Source organism: Acidovorax sp. GW821-FHT10A04, assembly GCF_059415825.1.
This window is the reverse complement of the sequence record NZ_JBWKNZ010000007.1, coordinates 270901-287907: the sequence shown is the minus strand read 5'-3', so window position 1 is coordinate 287907 and position 17007 is coordinate 270901. Positions and strand designations below refer to the sequence as shown.

General features: G+C 68.9%; 15 protein-coding genes. 6 read left to right on the top strand and 9 right to left on the bottom strand.

Annotated elements, in window-relative coordinates; all coding sequences use genetic code 11:
* Window positions 1-5: 5 nt before the first annotated feature.
* Complete coding sequence (locus AC07PF_RS17140) at window positions 6-638, bottom strand: PepSY-associated TM helix domain-containing protein (protein WP_494612662.1); 633 nt, start codon at window positions 636-638, stop codon at window positions 6-8.
* Window positions 639-884: 246 nt separating this feature from the next.
* On the opposite strand from AC07PF_RS17140, the gene AC07PF_RS17135 reads away from it, so the two are divergent.
* The 3 genes from AC07PF_RS17135 (at window position 885) to AC07PF_RS17125 (ending at window position 5008) form a co-directional block, all read left to right on the top strand.
* On the top strand, window positions 885-1385 hold the full coding sequence (locus AC07PF_RS17135; RefSeq protein ID WP_494612661.1) for a sigma-70 family RNA polymerase sigma factor: 501 nt from the start codon (window positions 885-887) through the stop codon (window positions 1383-1385).
* Window positions 1382-2395 (top strand): FecR domain-containing protein, encoded by a 1014-nt coding sequence (locus AC07PF_RS17130; RefSeq protein WP_494612660.1) that lies wholly within the window; start codon window positions 1382-1384, stop codon window positions 2393-2395. Before AC07PF_RS17135 ends, AC07PF_RS17130 begins: the two co-directional genes overlap by 4 nt.
* Window positions 2396-2506: 111 nt before the next feature.
* Window positions 2507-5008: a TonB-dependent siderophore receptor gene (locus AC07PF_RS17125; protein WP_494612659.1), complete on the top strand. Its 2502-nt coding sequence runs from the start codon at window positions 2507-2509 to the stop codon at window positions 5006-5008.
* A 28-nt stretch (window positions 5009-5036) separates the two neighbouring features.
* Here AC07PF_RS17125 and AC07PF_RS17120 read toward each other — a convergent pair whose 3' ends face one another.
* The 3 genes from AC07PF_RS17120 to AC07PF_RS17110 all read right to left on the bottom strand — a co-directional run bounded on the left by AC07PF_RS17120 (window position 5037) and on the right by AC07PF_RS17110 (window position 8315).
* Window positions 5037-6017, bottom strand: coding sequence for a Bug family tripartite tricarboxylate transporter substrate binding protein (locus AC07PF_RS17120; RefSeq protein ID WP_494612658.1), 981 nt, complete (start codon window positions 6015-6017; stop codon window positions 5037-5039).
* 82 nt (window positions 6018-6099) lie between these two features.
* Entirely contained in the window at window positions 6100-7335 is a 1236-nt protein-coding gene (locus AC07PF_RS17115; protein WP_494612657.1) for a CaiB/BaiF CoA transferase family protein, read from the bottom strand.
* 20 nt (window positions 7336-7355) lie between these two features.
* Window positions 7356-8315: a hydroxymethylglutaryl-CoA lyase gene (locus AC07PF_RS17110; RefSeq protein WP_494612656.1), complete on the bottom strand. Its 960-nt coding sequence runs from the start codon at window positions 8313-8315 to the stop codon at window positions 7356-7358.
* Window positions 8316-8408: 93 nt separating this feature from the next.
* On the opposite strand from AC07PF_RS17110, the gene AC07PF_RS17105 reads away from it, so the two are divergent.
* Entirely contained in the window at window positions 8409-9305 is an 897-nt protein-coding gene (locus AC07PF_RS17105; RefSeq protein WP_494612655.1) for a LysR family transcriptional regulator, read from the top strand.
* Here the strand turns inward: AC07PF_RS17105 and AC07PF_RS17100 are convergent.
* Window positions 9302-10168: a class I SAM-dependent methyltransferase gene (locus AC07PF_RS17100; protein ID WP_494612654.1), complete on the bottom strand. Its 867-nt coding sequence runs from the start codon at window positions 10166-10168 to the stop codon at window positions 9302-9304. The genes AC07PF_RS17105 and AC07PF_RS17100 overlap by 4 nt on opposite strands.
* Window positions 10169-10410: 242 nt before the next feature.
* On the opposite strand from AC07PF_RS17100, the gene AC07PF_RS17095 reads away from it, so the two are divergent.
* Both AC07PF_RS17095 and AC07PF_RS17090 read left to right on the top strand, forming a co-directional pair.
* Complete coding sequence (locus tag AC07PF_RS17095; RefSeq protein WP_007857697.1) at window positions 10411-10725, top strand: winged helix-turn-helix transcriptional regulator; 315 nt, start codon at window positions 10411-10413, stop codon at window positions 10723-10725.
* Between the two features lie 84 nt (window positions 10726-10809).
* Window positions 10810-11169, top strand: a complete 360-nt coding sequence (locus AC07PF_RS17090; RefSeq protein ID WP_007857699.1) for an FKBP-type peptidyl-prolyl cis-trans isomerase — start codon at window positions 10810-10812, stop codon at window positions 11167-11169.
* Window positions 11170-11241: 72 nt separating this feature from the next.
* On the opposite strand, the gene AC07PF_RS17085 is transcribed toward AC07PF_RS17090, so the two are convergent.
* The 4 genes from AC07PF_RS17085 to ppsA all read right to left on the bottom strand — a co-directional run bounded on the left by AC07PF_RS17085 (window position 11242) and on the right by ppsA (window position 16911).
* The gene (locus AC07PF_RS17085; protein ID WP_108016337.1) at window positions 11242-11784 is read right to left on the bottom strand and encodes a hypothetical protein; all 543 of its coding nucleotides are present in this window, start codon (window positions 11782-11784) and stop codon (window positions 11242-11244) included.
* A 183-nt stretch (window positions 11785-11967) separates the two neighbouring features.
* Window positions 11968-14052, bottom strand: coding sequence for a VC_2705 family sodium/solute symporter (locus tag AC07PF_RS17080; RefSeq protein WP_494612653.1), 2085 nt, complete (start codon window positions 14050-14052; stop codon window positions 11968-11970).
* A 61-nt stretch (window positions 14053-14113) separates the two neighbouring features.
* Entirely contained in the window at window positions 14114-14473 is a 360-nt protein-coding gene (locus AC07PF_RS17075) for a DUF4212 domain-containing protein (protein WP_494612652.1), read from the bottom strand.
* A gap of 44 nt (window positions 14474-14517) precedes the next feature.
* The gene (ppsA, locus tag AC07PF_RS17070; protein WP_494612651.1) at window positions 14518-16911 is read right to left on the bottom strand and encodes a phosphoenolpyruvate synthase; all 2394 of its coding nucleotides are present in this window, start codon (window positions 16909-16911) and stop codon (window positions 14518-14520) included.
* Window positions 16912-17007: the final 96 nt, after the last annotated feature.

The following is a 17007-nucleotide window of genomic DNA, read 5'->3' as shown; positions in this document are numbered from 1 at the left end:
TCGGTTCAGTGGATAAACAGGAGCGCCAGCACCACCGGTATCACCAGCCCCATGCCCACCATGGGCCAGGTGAAGGGGCGGTTGCCCGCGTGCATCTTGAGGATGAACAGGCCGGTGACCGTGAACACCAGGCAGGCGGCGGCGAAGATGTCGATGAACCAGCTCCAGGCAGCGCCCGTGTTGCGGCCCTTGTGCAGGTCGTTGAGGTAGGAGATCCAGCCGCGGTCGGTGCGCTCGTACTCGGCCTCGCCGTCGGCCAGGTTCACGCGCAGCCAGGCATCGCCGCCGGGGCGCGGCAGCGAGACATAGACCTCATCGGCCGACCATTCGGCCTCGCGCCCCGCCGCGTCCACCGACCACTGTGTGCGCGCCCAATCCTGCAGCGCGGCAGGCAGCGGCCCTCGGTCCTTGGGCGGTGGCGGTGCGGCCTTGAGCGTGGTGAGCAGCGCATCGGGCAACGTGGCCTGCTGGCTCACCACCCTGGGCTTGGCCTCGATCTGCCCGGCATGGTTGAGCGTGAAACCGGTCACCGCGAACAGCAGCATGCCGATGAGGCACATGGCCGAGCTGACCCAGTGCCATTCGTGCAGCGTCTTGAGCCAGTATGACCGGCGCCGGTTGTCCTGTGGTTTGTTCATTCCTGGAGGGGTACGCGCGGATTGCCTTGCAGGAAGACGGGTGCGCCAGATGCGAAGCCGACATTCTAGTTTCAGAGAATGACAACCATTTGCATTTGCACAATCTTTACCTTGAGAAGTCAAGGGATTGGCTGGCCTCCATCTGACCTCAAGGGCCGTCTTGGAATGAAGCAAAACAAGAATAGTTATCATTCCTGTGCTTTTCACTTCCGGTCGCCACGCGGCGGACACCGCCGCTCTATCCCCATGTCCTTCCCGCACGCGCTGACCGACCTCTACGTACAGCACCACGGCTGGCTGCGCAGCTGGCTGCTGCGGCGCCTGGGCCATGCGGACGATGCGGCCGACTTCGCCCAGGACACCTACCTGCGCGTGATCGAGTCGCGCACCGTGCTGGCCGACATCCGCGAGCCGCGCGCCTTCCTGACCACCGTGGCCAAGCGCGTGGTGGCCAACCACCTGCGCCACCGCGAGATCGAGCGCGCCTACCTCGAAACGCTGGCCCACATGCCCCAGCCCCTGGCGCCCTCGCCCGAGGACCGCGCCATCGTGCTCGAAACGCTGCAGGAGATCGACGCCATCCTCGACGGCCTGCCGTCCAAGGTGCGCACCGCCTTCCTCTGGGCGCAGCTCGACGGCATGCCCTATGCCGAGATTGCCGAGCGCATGGGCGTTTCGCTCAGCTCGGTCAAGCAGTACATGGCGCGCGCCATACGGCACTGCTACTTTCCAGGGGCGGGCGCATGAGCGCCCACCCGCCGCCGCACACCGGCACAGCCCTGCCCGCCCCCGTCGTGGATGCCGCGGTGCAATGGCTGGTGCACCTGTGGTCCGGCACGGCCACGGCCGAGAGCCGGGCCGACTGGCAACGCTGGCGCGCCGCCCACCCGCAGCACGAGCAGGCCTGGCAGCAGATCGAGGCCACCGACACGCGCCTGCGCGGACGCAGCACGGCCGGCATGGTGACGGCCGCCACCGCTGTGAGCACGCTGGCCGGCCCCGCATCGCCGCGCCGGCGCCATGCGCTGCGCGGCATCGGCGGCCTGGCCGCCGGGGGCATTGCCGCCTGGCTGGGCTACGAACAACTGCCCTGGCGCGGCTGGGGTGCCGACCTGCGCACGGCCCGGGGCGAGCAGCGCAGCACCACCCTGCCGGACGGCACGCGCATCGTACTCAACACCGGCAGTGCGCTGGACGTGCGCTACACCGCGGGCCTGCGCCGCCTGCACCTGCGCGAGGGCGAGGTACTCGTCACCACGGCGCACGACGGTGCCGCCCAACCGCCCCGCCCGTTCGTGGTGGACACGCCCGCTGGGCACATCCGCGCGCTGGGGACCCGCTTCACCGTGCGGCACGACGGTGGGGCCAGCGAGGTCGCCGTGTATGAAGGCGCAGTGGAGCTGAGCCCCCTGGACAGGCCGGACGCCACCGTGCGCGTCGATGCCGGCCAGTCGGCGCGGCTCACCCCCCGTGCCGCCACCGCACCAAGCGCGGGCCCGGTGGAACCCGCCTGGCCCGAAGGTGTACTGGTGGCCTCCGACATGCGGCTGGCGAACTTCGCGGCCGAATTGCAGCGCTACCGCGGCGGCATGGTCAGCGTGGCTCCCGAGGTGGCACACCTGCGCCTGTCGGGCGTGTTCCCGCTGGCGGACACGGACCGCATCCTGCAGTCACTGGCCCAGGTGCTGCCCGTCGAAGTGCGCATCCCCGTGCGCTACTGGGTGCGCATAGGCGCCCCGCCGCACGGCCGGGGTTGAGCCCGGCATCGGACGCTGCTTTTTTTTGCACCGGGTCTGTACCTTTCACGCGCTCGCGTGACAAGGGAGGGAATAGCGCATTTCTTTCCTCTCACCTTCCATCCGACCACCATGCCCACCGCACCCCGGCACCCCGCTGCCCGCCCGACCGCCTGCCCGACCCTCTTCACCCTGCGCCCCACGGCCGTGCTGGCGGCCACGCTGGCCAGCGCACTGCTCGCCAGCGTGGCCCTGCCCGCCCCTGCGCAGGCGCAGCAGCAGGCCGCGCAGGCCAACCGCAGCACCAGCTACGGCATCCCCGCCGGCCCGCTGGAGCCCGCGCTCACGGCCTTTGCCAAGGCCTCGGGGGTGCTGCTGGCCTACACGCCGGACCTGGTGCTGGGCCGCAGCAGCCCGGGCCTGCAGGGCAGCCACACACCGGCCCAGGCGCTGGCCGCCCTGCTGGTGGGCACCGGCCTGCAGGCCGTGGTGGCCGACAACGGCACCTACACCCTGCGCCGGGCCCCCATTCCCACCCCATCGCCGGGAACAGCCGGTGCAGCGGCACCCGCCGGCAGCGTCACCCTGTCCGAAGTGCGCGTGACGGCCGAGGCACCGCGCAGCGATGCCACCACCGAGGGCACAGGCAGCTACACCGCGCGCGGGCCCAGCGGCACCGCCACGGGCCTGGCACTCTCGCTGCGCGAAACACCGCAGTCCGTCAGCGTGATGACGCGCCAGCGCATGGACGACTTCCAGCTGGAAACGCTGACCGACGTGATGGAGCAGACGCCCGGCATCAGCACCTACCGCCAGGGCAACGCCACCGACTTCCAGGCGCGCGGCTCCAGCGTCAACCTGCAGACCGATGGCGTGCGCCAGCTCACCAGCGGCTGGTACTACTTCACCAGCACCATGTTCGCGCTGGACGACATGGCCGAGATCGACCGCGTCGAGGTGCTCAAGGGCTCCTCGGGCCTGGTCAACGGCTATGGCAGCGCGGGCGCCACCGTCAACATGGTGCGCAAGCGGCCCACGGCCGAGTTCCAGGCACACGTGGGCGCCAGCGCCGGCAGCTGGAACACCCTGCGCAGCGACGTCGACGTGAGTGGCCCGCTCAACGCCAGCGGCAGCCTGCGCGGGCGCATCGTGGCCTCGGCATCGGACGCCGATTCGTTCCGCGATCATGAGAAGAGCAACAGCCAGATGCTGTTCGGCGCGCTGGAGGCGGACATCGGGCCCCAGACCACCGTCAACGGCGGCTTCACCTTGCGCCGGCGCGAGCTGCGCGGCATGGGCAGCACCCAGCCCATCCAGCGCACCACCAGCACGGGCGAAGCAGTTGCCTGGTTGCCGCGCTCCTTCAACCCCGGCGCGCCCTGGGCCGGCTATGAGCAGGAATCGCTCAATGTCTTCGGCAGCGTGGAGCACCGCTTTGCCGCCGACTGGTCGGCAAAGCTGCAGTTCTCGCACCAGAGCGTGCAGATGGACGACATGCTGCTGGGCTACCTGTACGACCGCAACAGCATCGCCACCGCGCCCTACCAGGACATCGACAACCGCAACTGGACGGTGAACCTGGATGTGAAGGGCCCCATCGAGCTCTTCGGCCGCAAGCATGAGCTGCTGATGGGTGCGGGCACGGCGCGCTACCGCGGCGAAATGCAGACCAGCAACAGCGTGCGCGTGCCGCTCACCAGCCTGGGCCTGGCCTACGCCGATGGCGGCGCGCAGATTCCCACGCCCGACTGGAGCCGCTACACCTATGGCGCCAACCTGTTCTCGCGCAAGCAGCACTACGCCTATGCGGCAGGGCGCTTTCACCTGGCCGACCCGCTCAAGCTGATCACCGGCGTGCGCGTGACCGACTATGCGCAGCGCGACACCACGCCCTTCTGGTGGAACTACGACCTCAAGGAACACGGCGTGGTCACGCCCTATGCGGGCCTGGTGTTCGACGTGCAACCGAATGTCTCGCTGTACGGCAGCACCACCAACATCTTCGAGGCGCAGAGCGGCCAGGACGAGCAGGGCCGCGCCCTGCCGCCCGAGAAAGGCGTGACCTACGAAGTCGGCGCCAAGGGCGAGTTCTTCGACAAGCGCCTGAACGCCAGCATCAGCCACTTCTGGATGAAGACCGACAACACCGCAGAGGAAACCGGCAACCTCACCCCATCGGGCGACATGGCCTACCGCGCCGTGACAGGAGCCACGCGGCGCGGCTGGGAGGTCGAGCTTTCCGGCGAGATCGCCAAGGGCTGGCAAGCCCAGGGCAGCTACGTGACGCAAAGCAGCAGCCTGACCAGTGCCAGCCAGCACCCCAAGCACCAGTTCAAGCTGGGCACCACCTACCGCCTGGGAGGCAGCGCGCTGCAGGGCCTGACGGTGGGCGCGGCCACGCGCTGGCAAAGCGAGACGTCCACCCGCAACGACGCCGCGGCGCTGTCGCAGAAGTCATACTGGCTGGTGGACCTGATGGCCCGCTACCAGGTGAACCGCCACCTGAGCGTGGGCGCCAACATCAACAACCTGTTCGACAAGAAGTATCTCTCGGGCGTCACCAACTTCGGCAGCCTGCACTACACCTGGGGCGCGCCGCGCAGCTTCAACCTCAATATGCGCTACACGTTCTGAGGCAGCAGCGCACGGTGGCGGGCGCCGATCAGTCCATGGTCACGTGCGCGTTCTTCACCACCTGGGCCATGCGCGCCAGCTCGCTGCGCATGAAGGCGGCGGAGACCTCGGGCGTGCTGAGCCTGATCTCGTAGCCCTGGGCGATCAGCGCATCGCGCGCCTCGGGCATGGCCAGGGCATTCCTGAAGCCGGTGACCAGGCGTGCCACCTCGGCCTTGGGGATGCCGGCCGGCGCCACGGCGGCGATCCAGCCGTCGAGTTCGTAGCGCGGCAGACCTTGCTCGGCGATGGTGGGCACATCGGGCAGCGAGGGCACGCGCGTGGCCGTGCTCACGCCCAGGGCACGCAGCGTGCCGGCCTTGATGTGCGCGGCCGCCGGTGCCACCGCCACCACGCCGAGCTGCACCTGCCCCCCCAGGATGTCGTTCATCAGCGGGCCCATGCCCTTGTACGGGATGTGCTTGATATCGAGCTGCGCCTGCTCCACAAACATGGCTGCACCCAGGTGCAGGATGGTGCCATTGCCCGACGAGCCGTAGTTCAGCACGCCCGGCTTGGCCTTGGCCAGCGCGATCAGCTCCTTCACGTTCTTCGCCGGCACTGCCGGGTGCGCCACCAGCACGAAGGGCGTGGCGCCGATGATGGTGAGGGGCGTGATGTCCTCGATGGAGTCGAAGGGGATGTTCTTGTAGACGCTGGGGTTGACCACATGGTTGTTGGACACCACGCCGATCACCGAACCGTCCTTGGGCGCGCGCACCAGCTGCGTGGTGCCGGTGATGCCGCCAGCACCGGGCAGGTTCTCGATCACCACCGGCTGCACCAGTGCCTTGGCCAGGCTGGTGCTGATGGCCCGGATGGCACCGTCCGCGCCCGAGCCGGCCGACAGCGGCAGGATGATGCGCAGGGGCTTGTCGCCCAACTGGGCCAGCGCGAGGCCGGGGACCGCGAGGGTTGCAGCGCCCCAGGCCAGGGCGCGGCGGCGGGAGTGCGTGGGTGTCGATGGCATGGTCTTGTCTCCAGAAATGTGAGGACCACCCGGGACACGCAGACTGCCGCCGCGTTCAGGCCCGAGCGGGAGCGGGAAAAGATCAAGCCACGGCGGCGGCTTCCTGAAGGGCCTGCACCTGGGCCGGCGTGTAGCCCAGGCCGGCGAGCAGTTCGGCCGTGTGCTGGCCCAGCCGGGGTGGGTCGGCGCGTACCGGCAGGCGCTGGCCATCCAGGCGCAGCGGCAAGAGGGTCACGCGCGCCGTGCTGCCGGCACGCTCGCCGTCGGGCAGCGTGATGTCGGCCAGGCCGCCAGTCGCGTTCAGGTGCGGGTCGTCGAACAGCTGCTCGGGCCGCATGATGGGCGCGAACGGCAGGCCGTGGCGCTCGAAGATGGCCGACAGCTCCTCGGCCGTGTGCAGCGCCAGGCGCTGGCGCAGCTCGGGCAGCAGCGTGGCGCGGGCGCGCACGCGGTCGTTGTTGCTGGCCAGGCCGGCGTCGGTCTTGAGGTCGGCATAGCCCATGGCGTCGCAGAAGGTGGTCCACTGCGCATCGCTCACGGCGGCCAGGAATATCTGCCCGCCGTCCTTCACGCTGAACACGTCGTACACGGCCCACGAGGAAATGCGGTCGGGCATGGGCGCGGCGGGTTGGCCCGTGACGGCGTACTGCATCATGTGCTGGCCGACCAGGAAGACATTGTTCTCGAACAACGCCGAATCGACCTCCTGGCCGCGCCCCGTGGCCGCGCGCTGCATCAGTGCCGCCATGGCGCCGATGGCGCCGAACATGCCGCCCATGATGTCGTTGACGCTGGTGCCCGCGCGCAGCGGATCGCCCGGGCGCCCGGTCATGTAGGCCAGGCCGCCCATCATCTGCACCACCTCGTCGAGGGCCGTGCGGTGTTCGTACGGTCCGGGCAGGAAGCCCGCGTGGTTCACGTAGACCAGGCGCTCGTTCAGGCGCGACAGGGCGGTGTAGTCGAGCCCGTACTTGGCCATCACGCCGGGCTTGAAGTTCTGCGCCACCACGTCGGCCGACGAGGCCAGGCGGATGGCCACCTCCAGCCCCTCGGGCGTGCGCAGGTCCAGCGCAATGCTCTTCTTGTTGCGGTTGAACATGGGGAAGAAGCCGGCACCGGCGCCCAGCAGGTGGCGCGTGCGGTCGCCATCCACCGGTTCGACCTTGATGACCTCGGCCCCCAGGTCGGCCAGCACCATGCCGCAGGTGGGGCCCATGACCATGTGGGTGAACTCCACCACGCGCAGGCCGGCCAGGGGCAATGCGGCAGGCGCGGATGAAGAAGGGGAAGCAGCAGTGTGGTTCAGGGAAGCATTCATGGGGCAGGACGATAAACGGTTCAGGCCAGGGCCGCAGTGGCTGCGCGGGTGCGGGGAAGCCCGGCCTGCCACAGCGTGCCGTGCAGGGTCTCGCCGGCCAGCCAGCCCGCCACCCGCTGGCGCAGGGCCAGCAGCGCGGCCACGTCGAGGCCAGTGGCCACCCCCATGCGTTCGAGCATGAAGGCCAGGTCCTCGGTGGTGACGTTGCCGCTGGCGCCCGGCGCGTGCGGGCAGCCACCGATGCCGGCCAGGCAGGCATCGAAGCGGGTGATGCCCGTCTGCCAGGCCGCGTACGCATTGGCCAGGCCCATGCCGCGCGTGTCGTGGAAGTGCGCGCAGGCCAGGCGTTCGCCCACCAGGGCCCGGGCTTTCTCGAACAGGCGCCGCACGCCCGCCGGGTCGGCATAGCCCACGGTGTCGGCCAGGCTCACGCGGTCGGCACCGGCATCGAGCAGGGCCTGCAGGAGGCGCAGCACCTCGCTCTCGGCCACCTCGCCCTGCAGGGTGCAGCCAAAGGCCGTACCCACGCCGCCTTCGATCAACGTGCGCGATCCCGCGGCATCGCGTGCGGCGCGGATGCGCGCCACCTCGGCCACCACCTCGTCGGGCGTCTTGCGCAGGTTGGCCAGGCTGTGCGCATGGCTGGCCGACAGCGGCACCACCATCAGGTGGGCGCCGCACCCGATGGCACGCTCGGCCCCCCGAAGGTTGGGCACCAGCACCGAGGCCTTGAGGCCCGGCAGCGTGAGCGCATGCGCCAGCACCTCGGCCGTATCGGCCAGCTGGGGCAAGAGGCGTGCAGGCACGAAGGAGCCGACCTCGATCTCGCGCTGGCCGGCCGCATAGGCGGCGTCCAGCCATTCGATCTTGTGCGCGGTGGAGACGATGGTGGCAATGCTCTGCAGGCCATCGCGCAGGCCGACCTCGCGGAGGATGGCGGTGGTGGGCTGGGGGTTCACGGTGTTTCTCGCGGTGGTCATGGGGTGGGTGAATTTTAAAAATTCCACCACGCCACATGAACTCAATTTAGGAACACCTAAAATTCCTGATCGGAATATCTGAACTCTGACCGCATGCGACCGCTCGACCTGCAAACGCTGAAACTCTTCGTGGCCGTCTGCGAGCACCGCAACATTGCGCGTGCGGCCGAGCAGGAGTCCATCGTCGGCTCGGCCGTGAGCAAGCGGCTGGCGCAACTCGAAGACACGGTGGGCACGCCGCTCTTGGTGCGCAAGCGCCACGGCATGGCGCCCACGCCGGCGGGCGAAACCCTGCTCGAGCATGCGCGCGCCATGCTCGCCAGCGTGGGCCGGATCGAGCGCGACATGGCCGCCTTTGCCACCGGCATCAAGGGCCATGTGCGCGTGCTGGCCACGGCCTCGGTGATGGCCGAATCGCTGGCCGAGGACGTGGCGGCCTTTCTGCAAAACCCGGCGCACCGCGACATCCAGATCAGCATGGAGGAGCGAGTGAGCCCCGACGTGGTGCGCGGCATCCGCGAGGGCAGCGCCTCCATCGGCATCTGCTGGGACGCGGCCGACCTCACGGGCCTGGCCACCTGCAGCTACCGGCATGACCACCTGGCCATCGTGGCCCATGCCAGCCACCCGGTGGCGCAGCAGGCGAGCGTGCGCTTCGCCGACGTGCTGGGGCACGAATTCGTGAGCATGCCGGCGCTGAGCGCCGTGCAGCTGCTGCTGACCCGCGCCGCCGCCGTGGAGGGCAAGGCCCTGGCGCACCGGGTACAGGTCTCCAACTTCGACGCCGCGCTGCGCGTGGTGCGCGCCAACCTGGCCATCAGCGTGGTGCCGCGCGAGGTGGCCGCGCCCTTCGCCGAAACCGCGCCGGTGCGCATCGTCGACCTGTCCGATCCCTGGGCCGACCGGCGCTTTGCCCTTTGCTGGCGCGGGCCGGACGGCCTCACCCCGGCCGCCCGCCTGCTGGTGGACCACCTGGCGGCGCGTGCTTAGGGGCTTTCCGGCCGGCGCGCGACCAGGGAGTACATCAGCGGCATGCGCGCCATGCCCGGCGGCATGCCCCAGCGCCGGCCGCCCAGGTCCTGCATGCCCTCGAAGGCGCACCAGCCGTTCATGTAAGGGTATTCCTCCAGGGCCTCGATCCGCAGGCCCGCGCCCAGCAACGCCGCCACCACGCGGCCGATGCCCCAGGCGAACTCGTGGCAGGGGTGGGGGTTGGAGAAGGCCTCGGGCGCTCCCGACCCCTCCCCTTCGCGCGCCTGCTGGGTCTCGCCCACATAGTCGCCCACGCCGGCCTCGGGCACCGGCGCGTCGTTGAAGTAGTCGTAGCGGGGCCGCCATTGCGGGTCGAACACCAGGGCCGCGGGGTGGAATTCCACAAAGACGAAGCGCCCGCCCGGGCGCAGCGCCCCGGCAATGCCCCGCGCCCAGCGCGCTAGGTCCGACAGCCAGCAGATGGTGCCGTAGGAGCTGAACACGGTGTCGAAAGCCCCGCCCGGCCCTTGCGCAGCCGCCAGCCCGTCGAAGTAGTCGTACACATCCGAGCGCACGAACCCGGCGGCGATGCCGCTGGCCTCGGACAGCGCCCGTGCAAAGGCAATCGCCTCGTCCGAAATGTCCACGCCGGTCACCCGCGCGCCCAGGCGGGCGAGGCCCAGGCTGTCCTGCCCCGCATTGCACTGCAGGTGCAGCACGGCCTGGCCGTGCAGATCGCCCAGCAGCGCGGTCTCCTCAGGGAACAGCGGCGAGCCGCCGGCCCGGAAAAACGCGGCCTGGTCGCCCTTGTGGCGGTTGTGGGCACGGGTGGCTGCGTTCCAGGACAACCGGTTGGCCTCGTGCAGGTGCTTGTATTCCATGGATTCCTCGCGAGGCGACATGCCCGACGGCCGGAATGCTACCCGTTCCGCCCCGCCGTGGCAGTGCCGCAACACTTCGCAAAAAAGGCCCGTGGTTAACGGGGTTTGCTTATATCAGTGCTGCATTCAGAGCTATTAAACTTGTAGCAAAATCGTTTCCAAGCTATATTCGCAGCGTCTTGCGGGCAGTGTCCGGCGGGCCGCCACTGTTTTCCATACACACCGCGCGAGGAGAAGCTTGCATGAGCTCCAAGGAAAATTTCGCCATCAACCAGCTGTTCGAGCGGCTGGAATGCCGCTATGCGCTGCGTGTGCTCTGGGCCCTGCGTGACGGACACCCCCAGACCTTCCGCCTGCTGCAGGACAGCGTGGGCGGCATCACCCCCAACACGCTCAACACCCGCATCAAGGAGCTGCGCGAGGCCGGCCTGGTCGACCACGGCAGCGACGGCTATACCGTCACCCCCTCGGGCACCGACCTGCTCAAGCGCCTGAGCGACGTGCAGGCCTTTGCCACGCGCTGGGTGGCCAGCCGGGTCAAGAAGCCTGCCGCGTAAAATCGGGCGCACCTTTCAACCGGCAGTGACCGATTGCGCCGCAACGGCCCCCTGCTCTCCCTCCACAAGCCAACAAGGATTTTCATGGCGCTCACCACCACCGCATCCGGCCTGCAGTACGAAGACACCACCGTGGGCGACGGCGCAGAAGCCACCAAGGGCCAGAACGTATCTGTGCACTACACCGGCTGGCTCTACAACAACGGCGAACAAGGCGCCAAGTTCGACTCCAGCCGCGACCGCAACGACCCCTTCGAGTTCTCGCTGGGTGCCGGCATGGTCATCAAGGGCTGGGACGAAGGCGTGCAGGGCATGAAGATCGGCGGCCAGCGCACGCTGATCATCCCCGCAGCCCTGGGCTACGGTGCCCGCGGCGCCGGCGGCGTGATCCCGCCGAACGCCACGCTCAAGTTCGACGTGGAACTGCTCAAGGTCGGCCGCTGATTTCAGCGCCCCCTGGCAACAACGACAAAGCGGCCCACGGGCCGCTTTCTTCATGGCCGCCTGCCGCCGGCCTCAGTCAAAAAGCGCCTTGTCCAGCCGTGCGAACTTGGCATCGCCCACGGCCTCGCGGATCTTGGGGGCCAGTGCGGCCAGGTCCGAAAAGCTGCCCACCCCCTCCACCGCCAGGTTCAGGCGAAAGCCCCGAAGGCCGAGGCCGGCCGTGAGCTCCGTCGCGATGGGATAGGCGTCCTTGTAGCGCTGCTGCTCGGAGCGCCCACTGCCCTGGATGGCCTCCATCGCCACCGTGGCCTCGAACGAGGTGCTGGACGCAGCGGCGGCAGCCGCGGCTGCCACGGCCTGCCCGCTCCCCTTGGCGGCGGCTGCAGCAGCCACCGCGGCCCCGGCGCCGCTGCTCGACAGCGGCTCCAGCAGGCCCTGGGCAATCATGGCCTGCACATCGTCCTGCGTGATGCCCATGGCCGCCGTGGCCGCCAGCACCTCGCCCGTGGAGCGCTTGCCATCGAACATGATGAAGGCAGAACGCTGCCGCGAGGTCAACCCACCATGGCGGTCCTTGAGCGCTTCCTGCCCCGCCTGCGTCTTGACCAGAACCATGTATCCCCCCGTTATTGAAATGGCCCACTGTGGGCTGCATGCGGCTGCCGGGCACTCACCAGGCTCGCCGTGCAGCATGGGTTACAGGGTGTCACGTTTGGGGACGCTTGAGAAGTCGGGTTTTTCCATGTCCCTTCAGGCGGTACCGATTTGCACCGCCTCGGGCGCAGCCGGGAGGCCCTGTTACATCTCCGACCGGACGCGCGGCAGCTGCGGCGCGGGCCGCGTGACGCGGCTGACCACCAGCGCCACCAGCAAGCCCATCGGCACCCCGAACACCCCGGCCGAGATCGGCTGGATGCCGAACCACAGCCCGTCGGCCAGCAGCCAGGCCGGCAGCAGCGCCTTCACGGCCACCACGTGCGAGAGCATGTAGTACACCGCCACCCCGAGGCCCGAGAGCATGCTCGCCACGGCGCCCTGGCGCGTGGTGCCGCGCCAGAAGATCCCGAGCACCATCACCGGCACGAAGGCCGATGCCGCGAGCGAGAACGAGGCCGAGACCATGGGCAGGATCTCGGCCGGCTTGAGCGCCGCCACGAAGGCCGCCGACAGCGCCACCGCCAGCAGCGCGAACTTGGTCAGGATCACGCGCTGCTCGGGCGAAGCCTCGCGGTCCGAGCCCTGGAAATACAGATCGCGCACCAGCGCGTTGCTGATGGTCAGCAGCAGCCCGTCCGCCGTGGACAGCGCTGCCGCCAGCCCGCCCGCCGCCACCAGGCCCGAGACCACATAGGGCAGACCACCGAGCTCGGGCGTGGCCAGCATGATGAGGTCGGCCCCCAGGCGGATCTCGCCGAACTGCACGATGCCGTCGCCATTGACGTCCTCGATCGACAGCAGCGAGGCATCCACCCGCGCCCACTGCGCCATCCAGTTGGGCAGCGCCTCGAAGCTGCTGCCCACCAGGTTGTGCATGACCTCGAACTTCACCAGCACCGCGAGCGCGGGCGCACTCAGGTACAGAAGGGCAATGAAGAACAGCGACCAGCCCACCGAGGCCCGCGCCCCCGACACCGTGGGCGAGGTGTAGTAGCGCGTGAGCAGGTGCGGCAGCCCGGCCGTGCCCACCATCAGGCAGAACATCAGCGCCATGAAGTTGCGCCGGCTCAGATCGAACTCACGCTGCTCCTCGGGCGTGCCGTCGGGGTCGCCGGCAAAGGCCTGGCTGTGCTGCGGCAGGCCGCCCAGGGGCCGCGCGCGCTCGTTGTTCTCGTGCATCTCGCGCGTCCAGCGCTCGCGCGCGGCGGCCGGGTCGCGCGGCAGCGCCGCCAGGTCGCGGCTGGCCAGCACGATCAGGCCCACGTCGGCGTTCTGCGCACGCAGCGTGCGGATGCGTTCGCGGCCCTTCTCGCGTTCGCGCTCCAGGGCCGCCTCCACGTCCTTCAGGCGCTCCTCGAACTCCTGCGCGCGCAGGCGGTAGACCTGCACCACCTGCTGCTCGGCGGGCGAGTCGAGCAGTTGCGCCTCCAGGTCGGCGATCTTGGTGATCTGCGTGCCATACACCAGGGGCGCCAGCGGGCTGCCCAGTTGCTTGTAGGCCAGCCAGGACACGGGGATCAGAAAGGCCAGCAGCAGCACCACGTACTGCGCCACCTGCGTCCAGGTGATGGCGCGCATGCCGCCCAGGAACGAGCACAGCAGCACCCCGCCCAGGCCGAGCATGATGCCGATCTCGAACTGCACGCCCGTCAGGCGCGAGGCGATCAGCCCCACGCCGTAGATCTGCGCCACCACGTAAGTGAACGAGCACAGCACCGCGGCCAACGCCGCGATCACGCGCGGCCAGCGGCCGCCAAAGCGCACGTGGAAGAAATCGGGCACAGTGTACAGGCCCATGGCGCGCAGGTGCGGCGCGATCAGCATCGCCACCAGGCAAAAGCCGCCCGTCCAGCCCAGCAGGTAGGCCAGCCCGCCAGGCTGGCCGGGCGTGCCCGCAAAGCCCTGCAGGTACAGCGCGCCCGAGAGGCTGATGAACGAGGCCGCGCTCATCCAGTCGGCCGCGGCCGCCATGCCGTTGTACATGGGCGGGATGCGCCGCCCGGCCACGTAGTACTCCTCGGGATCCGAGGTGCGGCCATAGACGCCGATGCCGGCGTACACCATGACGGTGAGGAACAGGAAGATCGGCCCGATCCAGTGGCGCGACAGCCCCTGGTGCTCGGCCCAGATCATCAGGGCCAGAAAGCCGAACACCCCGGCGATGTACAGCGCCAGGATGCGGTGCAGGCGCCAGGAATAGGCCCTCTCGACGGCACTGGGTCCCATCCCCGGCCCGGCGCCGGAGGGGGATGCGCCCGCAGAGCCGCCTTCTTGCCTGCGCATGGCGTCAGGCCGCGTCCAGTGGTTGGCCGTCCTCGGCAGCCCGGGCGGCCGCGGCCTGCTCCAGCAGGCGGCGCTCCTCGTCCTGGCGCTCGAAGCGGTTCATGGCCCAGGCGTAGGCAACCACGATGGCAATGAACACCAGCACCGCGCCCTGGGCCTCGATCCAGTAGCCCAGCGGCCAGCCGCCAGCCACCAGGAACTGCAGGTCGCGCGCAAAGTAGGTGGCCACGAAGGACACCAGCACCCAGATCAGCAACAACCCGGCCTTGAGCCACAGGTGGCGCACATCGTGCAGGTCGGGCGGAAAAGGGCCTGCGAGCTCGGGCTCGGCAGGCTTGATGGGGGAGCGGGGCAGCACGGGCATCGGGTCAGCCAGGATGGCGCTGAGATGCCCGTGCGCGCAAGGCCTCAGCCTGCGGCCAGTTGCTGCCAGGTGGCCATCACGCTGTCGGGGTTCAGCGAGATGGAGGAGATGCCCTCGGCAGCCAGCCACTGCGCGAAGTCAGGGTGGTCGCTGGGGCCCTGGCCGCAGATACCGATGTACTTGCCCTGGGCCAGGCAGGCCTTGATGGCCTGGTGAATCAGCGCCAGCACGGCAGGGTCGCGCTCGTCGAAGTCGTGCGCCAGCAGTTCCAGGCCCGAGTCGCGGTCCAGGCCCAGGGTGAGCTGGGTCAGGTCGTTGGAGCCGATGGAGAAGCCGTCGAAGAACTCCAGAAAGCGCTCGGCCAGGATGGCGTTGCTCGGCACCTCGCACATCATGATGACCTTGAGGTCGTCCTTGCCGCGCTGCAGGCCGTGCTGGGCCAGCAGTTGCGTCACGCGTTCTGCCTGGCCCAGGGTGCGCACGAAGGGCACCATCACCTGCACATTGGTCAGGCCCATCTCGTTGCGCACGCGCTTCAAGGCTTCGCACTCCATGGCGAAGGCCTCGCCGAAGTCGGCGCTCAGATAGCGCGCTGCACCGCGGAAGCCCAGCATCGGGTTCTCTTCCTCGGGCTCGTAGCGGCTGCCGCCGATGAGCTTGCGGTACTCGTTGCTCTTGAAGTCCGACAGGCGCACGATCACCGGCTTGGGGTAGAACGCCGCAGCGATGGTGGCCACGCCTTCGGCGACCTTGTCCACGTAGAAGGCGCGGGGGCTGGCATGGCCGCGGGCCACCGACTCCACGGCCTTCTTCAGGTCGGCATCGATCTGCGGGTAGTCCAGGATGGCCTTGGGGTGCACGCCGATGTTGTTGTTGATGATGAACTCGAGCCGCGCCAGGCCCACGCCCTCATTGGGCAGCTGGCAGAAGTCGAAGGCCAGCTGGGGGTTGCCCACGTTCATCATGATCTTGGTCTTGATGCTTGGCATCTCGCCGCGCTGCACCTCGGTGATCTCGGTTTCCAGCAGGCCGTCGTAGATGCGGCCGGTGTCGCCTTCGGAGCAGCTCACGGTGACCAGGGTGCCGTCCTTGAGCAGCTCGGTCGCGTCACCGCAGCCCACCACGGCCGGGATGCCCAGCTCGCGCGCGATGATGGCGGCGTGGCAGGTGCGCCCGCCGCGGTTGGTGACGATGGCGCTGGCACGCTTCATCACCGGCTCCCAGTTGGGGTCGGTCATGTCGGTCACCAGCACGTCGCCGGGCTGGACCTTGTCCATCTCGGCAATGTTGTGCACCAGGCGCACGGGGCCGGTGCCGATCTTCTGGCCGATGGCGCGGCCTTCGGCCAGCACGGTGCCCTGGCCCTTGAGCTTGTAGCGCATCTCGGCCTGGCCCTTGGACTGGCTCTTCACCGTCTCGGGGCGGGCCTGCAGGATGTAGAGCAGGCCGTCGGTGCCGTCCTTGCCCCATTCGATGTCCATCGGGCGGCCATAGTGCTGCTCGATCACCAGCGCGTAATGCGCCAGCTGCTGCACGTCGGCGTCGCTCAGCGAGTAGCGGTTGCGCTGCTCGGTGGGCACGTCGGTGGTCTTGACCAGCTTTCCCGACGCGGCCTTTTCCTCGGCGCTGGAGAACACCATCTGCACCAGCTTGCTGCCCAGGTTGCGGCGGATCACGGCCTTCTTGCCGGCCTTGAGGGTGGGCTTGTGCACGTAGAACTCGTCCGGGTTCACGGCGCCCTGCACCACGGTCTCGCCCAGGCCGTAGCTGCTGGTGATGAAAACCACCTCTTCGAAGCCCGACTCGGTGTCGATGGTGAACATCACGCCCGCAGCGCCCAGGTCCGAGCGCACCATGCGCTGCACGCCGGCCGACAGGGCCACCACGTCGTGCGCGAAGCCCTTGTGCACGCGGTAGGAGATGGCGCGGTCGTTGTACAGGGAGGCGAACACCTCCTTCATCTTGTGCAGCACGTCGTCGATGCCCACCACGTTCAGGAAGGTCTCCTGCTGGCCGGCGAACGAGGCGTCGGGCAAATCCTCGGCCGTGGCGGACGAGCGCACGGCAAAGCTGGCCTGCGGGTTGCCCGCGGACAGGGTGGCGAAGGCTTCGCCGATGGCTTTTTGCAGGTCGGCCGGGAAGGGCTGGGCCTCGACCAGGGCACGGATTTCCGCACCCACGCGGGCCAGGGCGCGCACGTCCTCGGTGTCCAGGCTGGCGAGCTTGGCGCTGATCTTGTCGGCTAGGCCGTCGTGGGCCAGGAATTCGCGGAAGGCGTGTGCCGTGGTGGCAAAGCCGGTCGGGACGCGCACGCCCTCGGGCAGTTGGGAGATCATTTCGCCGAGGGAGGCGTTTTTACCGCCCACCGACTCGACATCGGTCATTCTCAGGTTTTCAAACGGTACGACCAGGGCGGTCGGGCTGAAAAGTGCAGACATGGGAAAGCTCCAGAAGTTGAAACCGGGTCGTCTGCGCGCCCGCCCCTACCAAGGGGCACCGTGGGGCGAGCGGCCATGCACAGGCTCATCAGGCTT

What these genes read in the sequence shown, in the direction of transcription:
- AC07PF_RS17130 (WP_494612660.1), top strand. Translation starts at nt 1,382, where the DNA reads ATGAGCGCCCACCCGCCGCCGCACACCGGCACAGCCCTGCCCGCCCCC.
- AC07PF_RS17095 (WP_007857697.1), top strand. Translation starts at nt 10,411, where the DNA reads ATGAGCTCCAAGGAAAATTTCGCCATCAACCAGCTGTTCGAGCGGCTG.
- AC07PF_RS17100 (WP_494612654.1), bottom strand. Translation starts at nt 10,168, where the DNA reads ATGGAATACAAGCACCTGCACGAGGCCAACCGGTTGTCCTGGAACGCA.
- AC07PF_RS17110 (WP_494612656.1), bottom strand. Translation starts at nt 8,315, where the DNA reads ATGACCACCGCGAGAAACACCGTGAACCCCCAGCCCACCACCGCCATC.
- ppsA (WP_494612651.1), bottom strand. Translation starts at nt 16,911, where the DNA reads ATGTCTGCACTTTTCAGCCCGACCGCCCTGGTCGTACCGTTTGAAAAC.
- AC07PF_RS17125 (WP_494612659.1), top strand. Translation starts at nt 2,507, where the DNA reads ATGCCCACCGCACCCCGGCACCCCGCTGCCCGCCCGACCGCCTGCCCG.
- AC07PF_RS17120 (WP_494612658.1), bottom strand. Translation starts at nt 6,017, where the DNA reads ATGCCATCGACACCCACGCACTCCCGCCGCCGCGCCCTGGCCTGGGGC.
- AC07PF_RS17085 (WP_108016337.1), bottom strand. Translation starts at nt 11,784, where the DNA reads ATGGTTCTGGTCAAGACGCAGGCGGGGCAGGAAGCGCTCAAGGACCGC.
- AC07PF_RS17105 (WP_494612655.1), top strand. Translation starts at nt 8,409, where the DNA reads ATGCGACCGCTCGACCTGCAAACGCTGAAACTCTTCGTGGCCGTCTGC.
- AC07PF_RS17080 (WP_494612653.1), bottom strand. Translation starts at nt 14,052, where the DNA reads ATGGGACCCAGTGCCGTCGAGAGGGCCTATTCCTGGCGCCTGCACCGC.
- AC07PF_RS17135 (WP_494612661.1), top strand. Translation starts at nt 885, where the DNA reads ATGTCCTTCCCGCACGCGCTGACCGACCTCTACGTACAGCACCACGGC.
- AC07PF_RS17075 (WP_494612652.1), bottom strand. Translation starts at nt 14,473, where the DNA reads ATGCCCGTGCTGCCCCGCTCCCCCATCAAGCCTGCCGAGCCCGAGCTC.
- AC07PF_RS17090 (WP_007857699.1), top strand. Translation starts at nt 10,810, where the DNA reads ATGGCGCTCACCACCACCGCATCCGGCCTGCAGTACGAAGACACCACC.
- AC07PF_RS17115 (WP_494612657.1), bottom strand. Translation starts at nt 7,335, where the DNA reads ATGAATGCTTCCCTGAACCACACTGCTGCTTCCCCTTCTTCATCCGCG.
- AC07PF_RS17140 (WP_494612662.1), bottom strand. Translation starts at nt 638, where the DNA reads ATGAACAAACCACAGGACAACCGGCGCCGGTCATACTGGCTCAAGACG.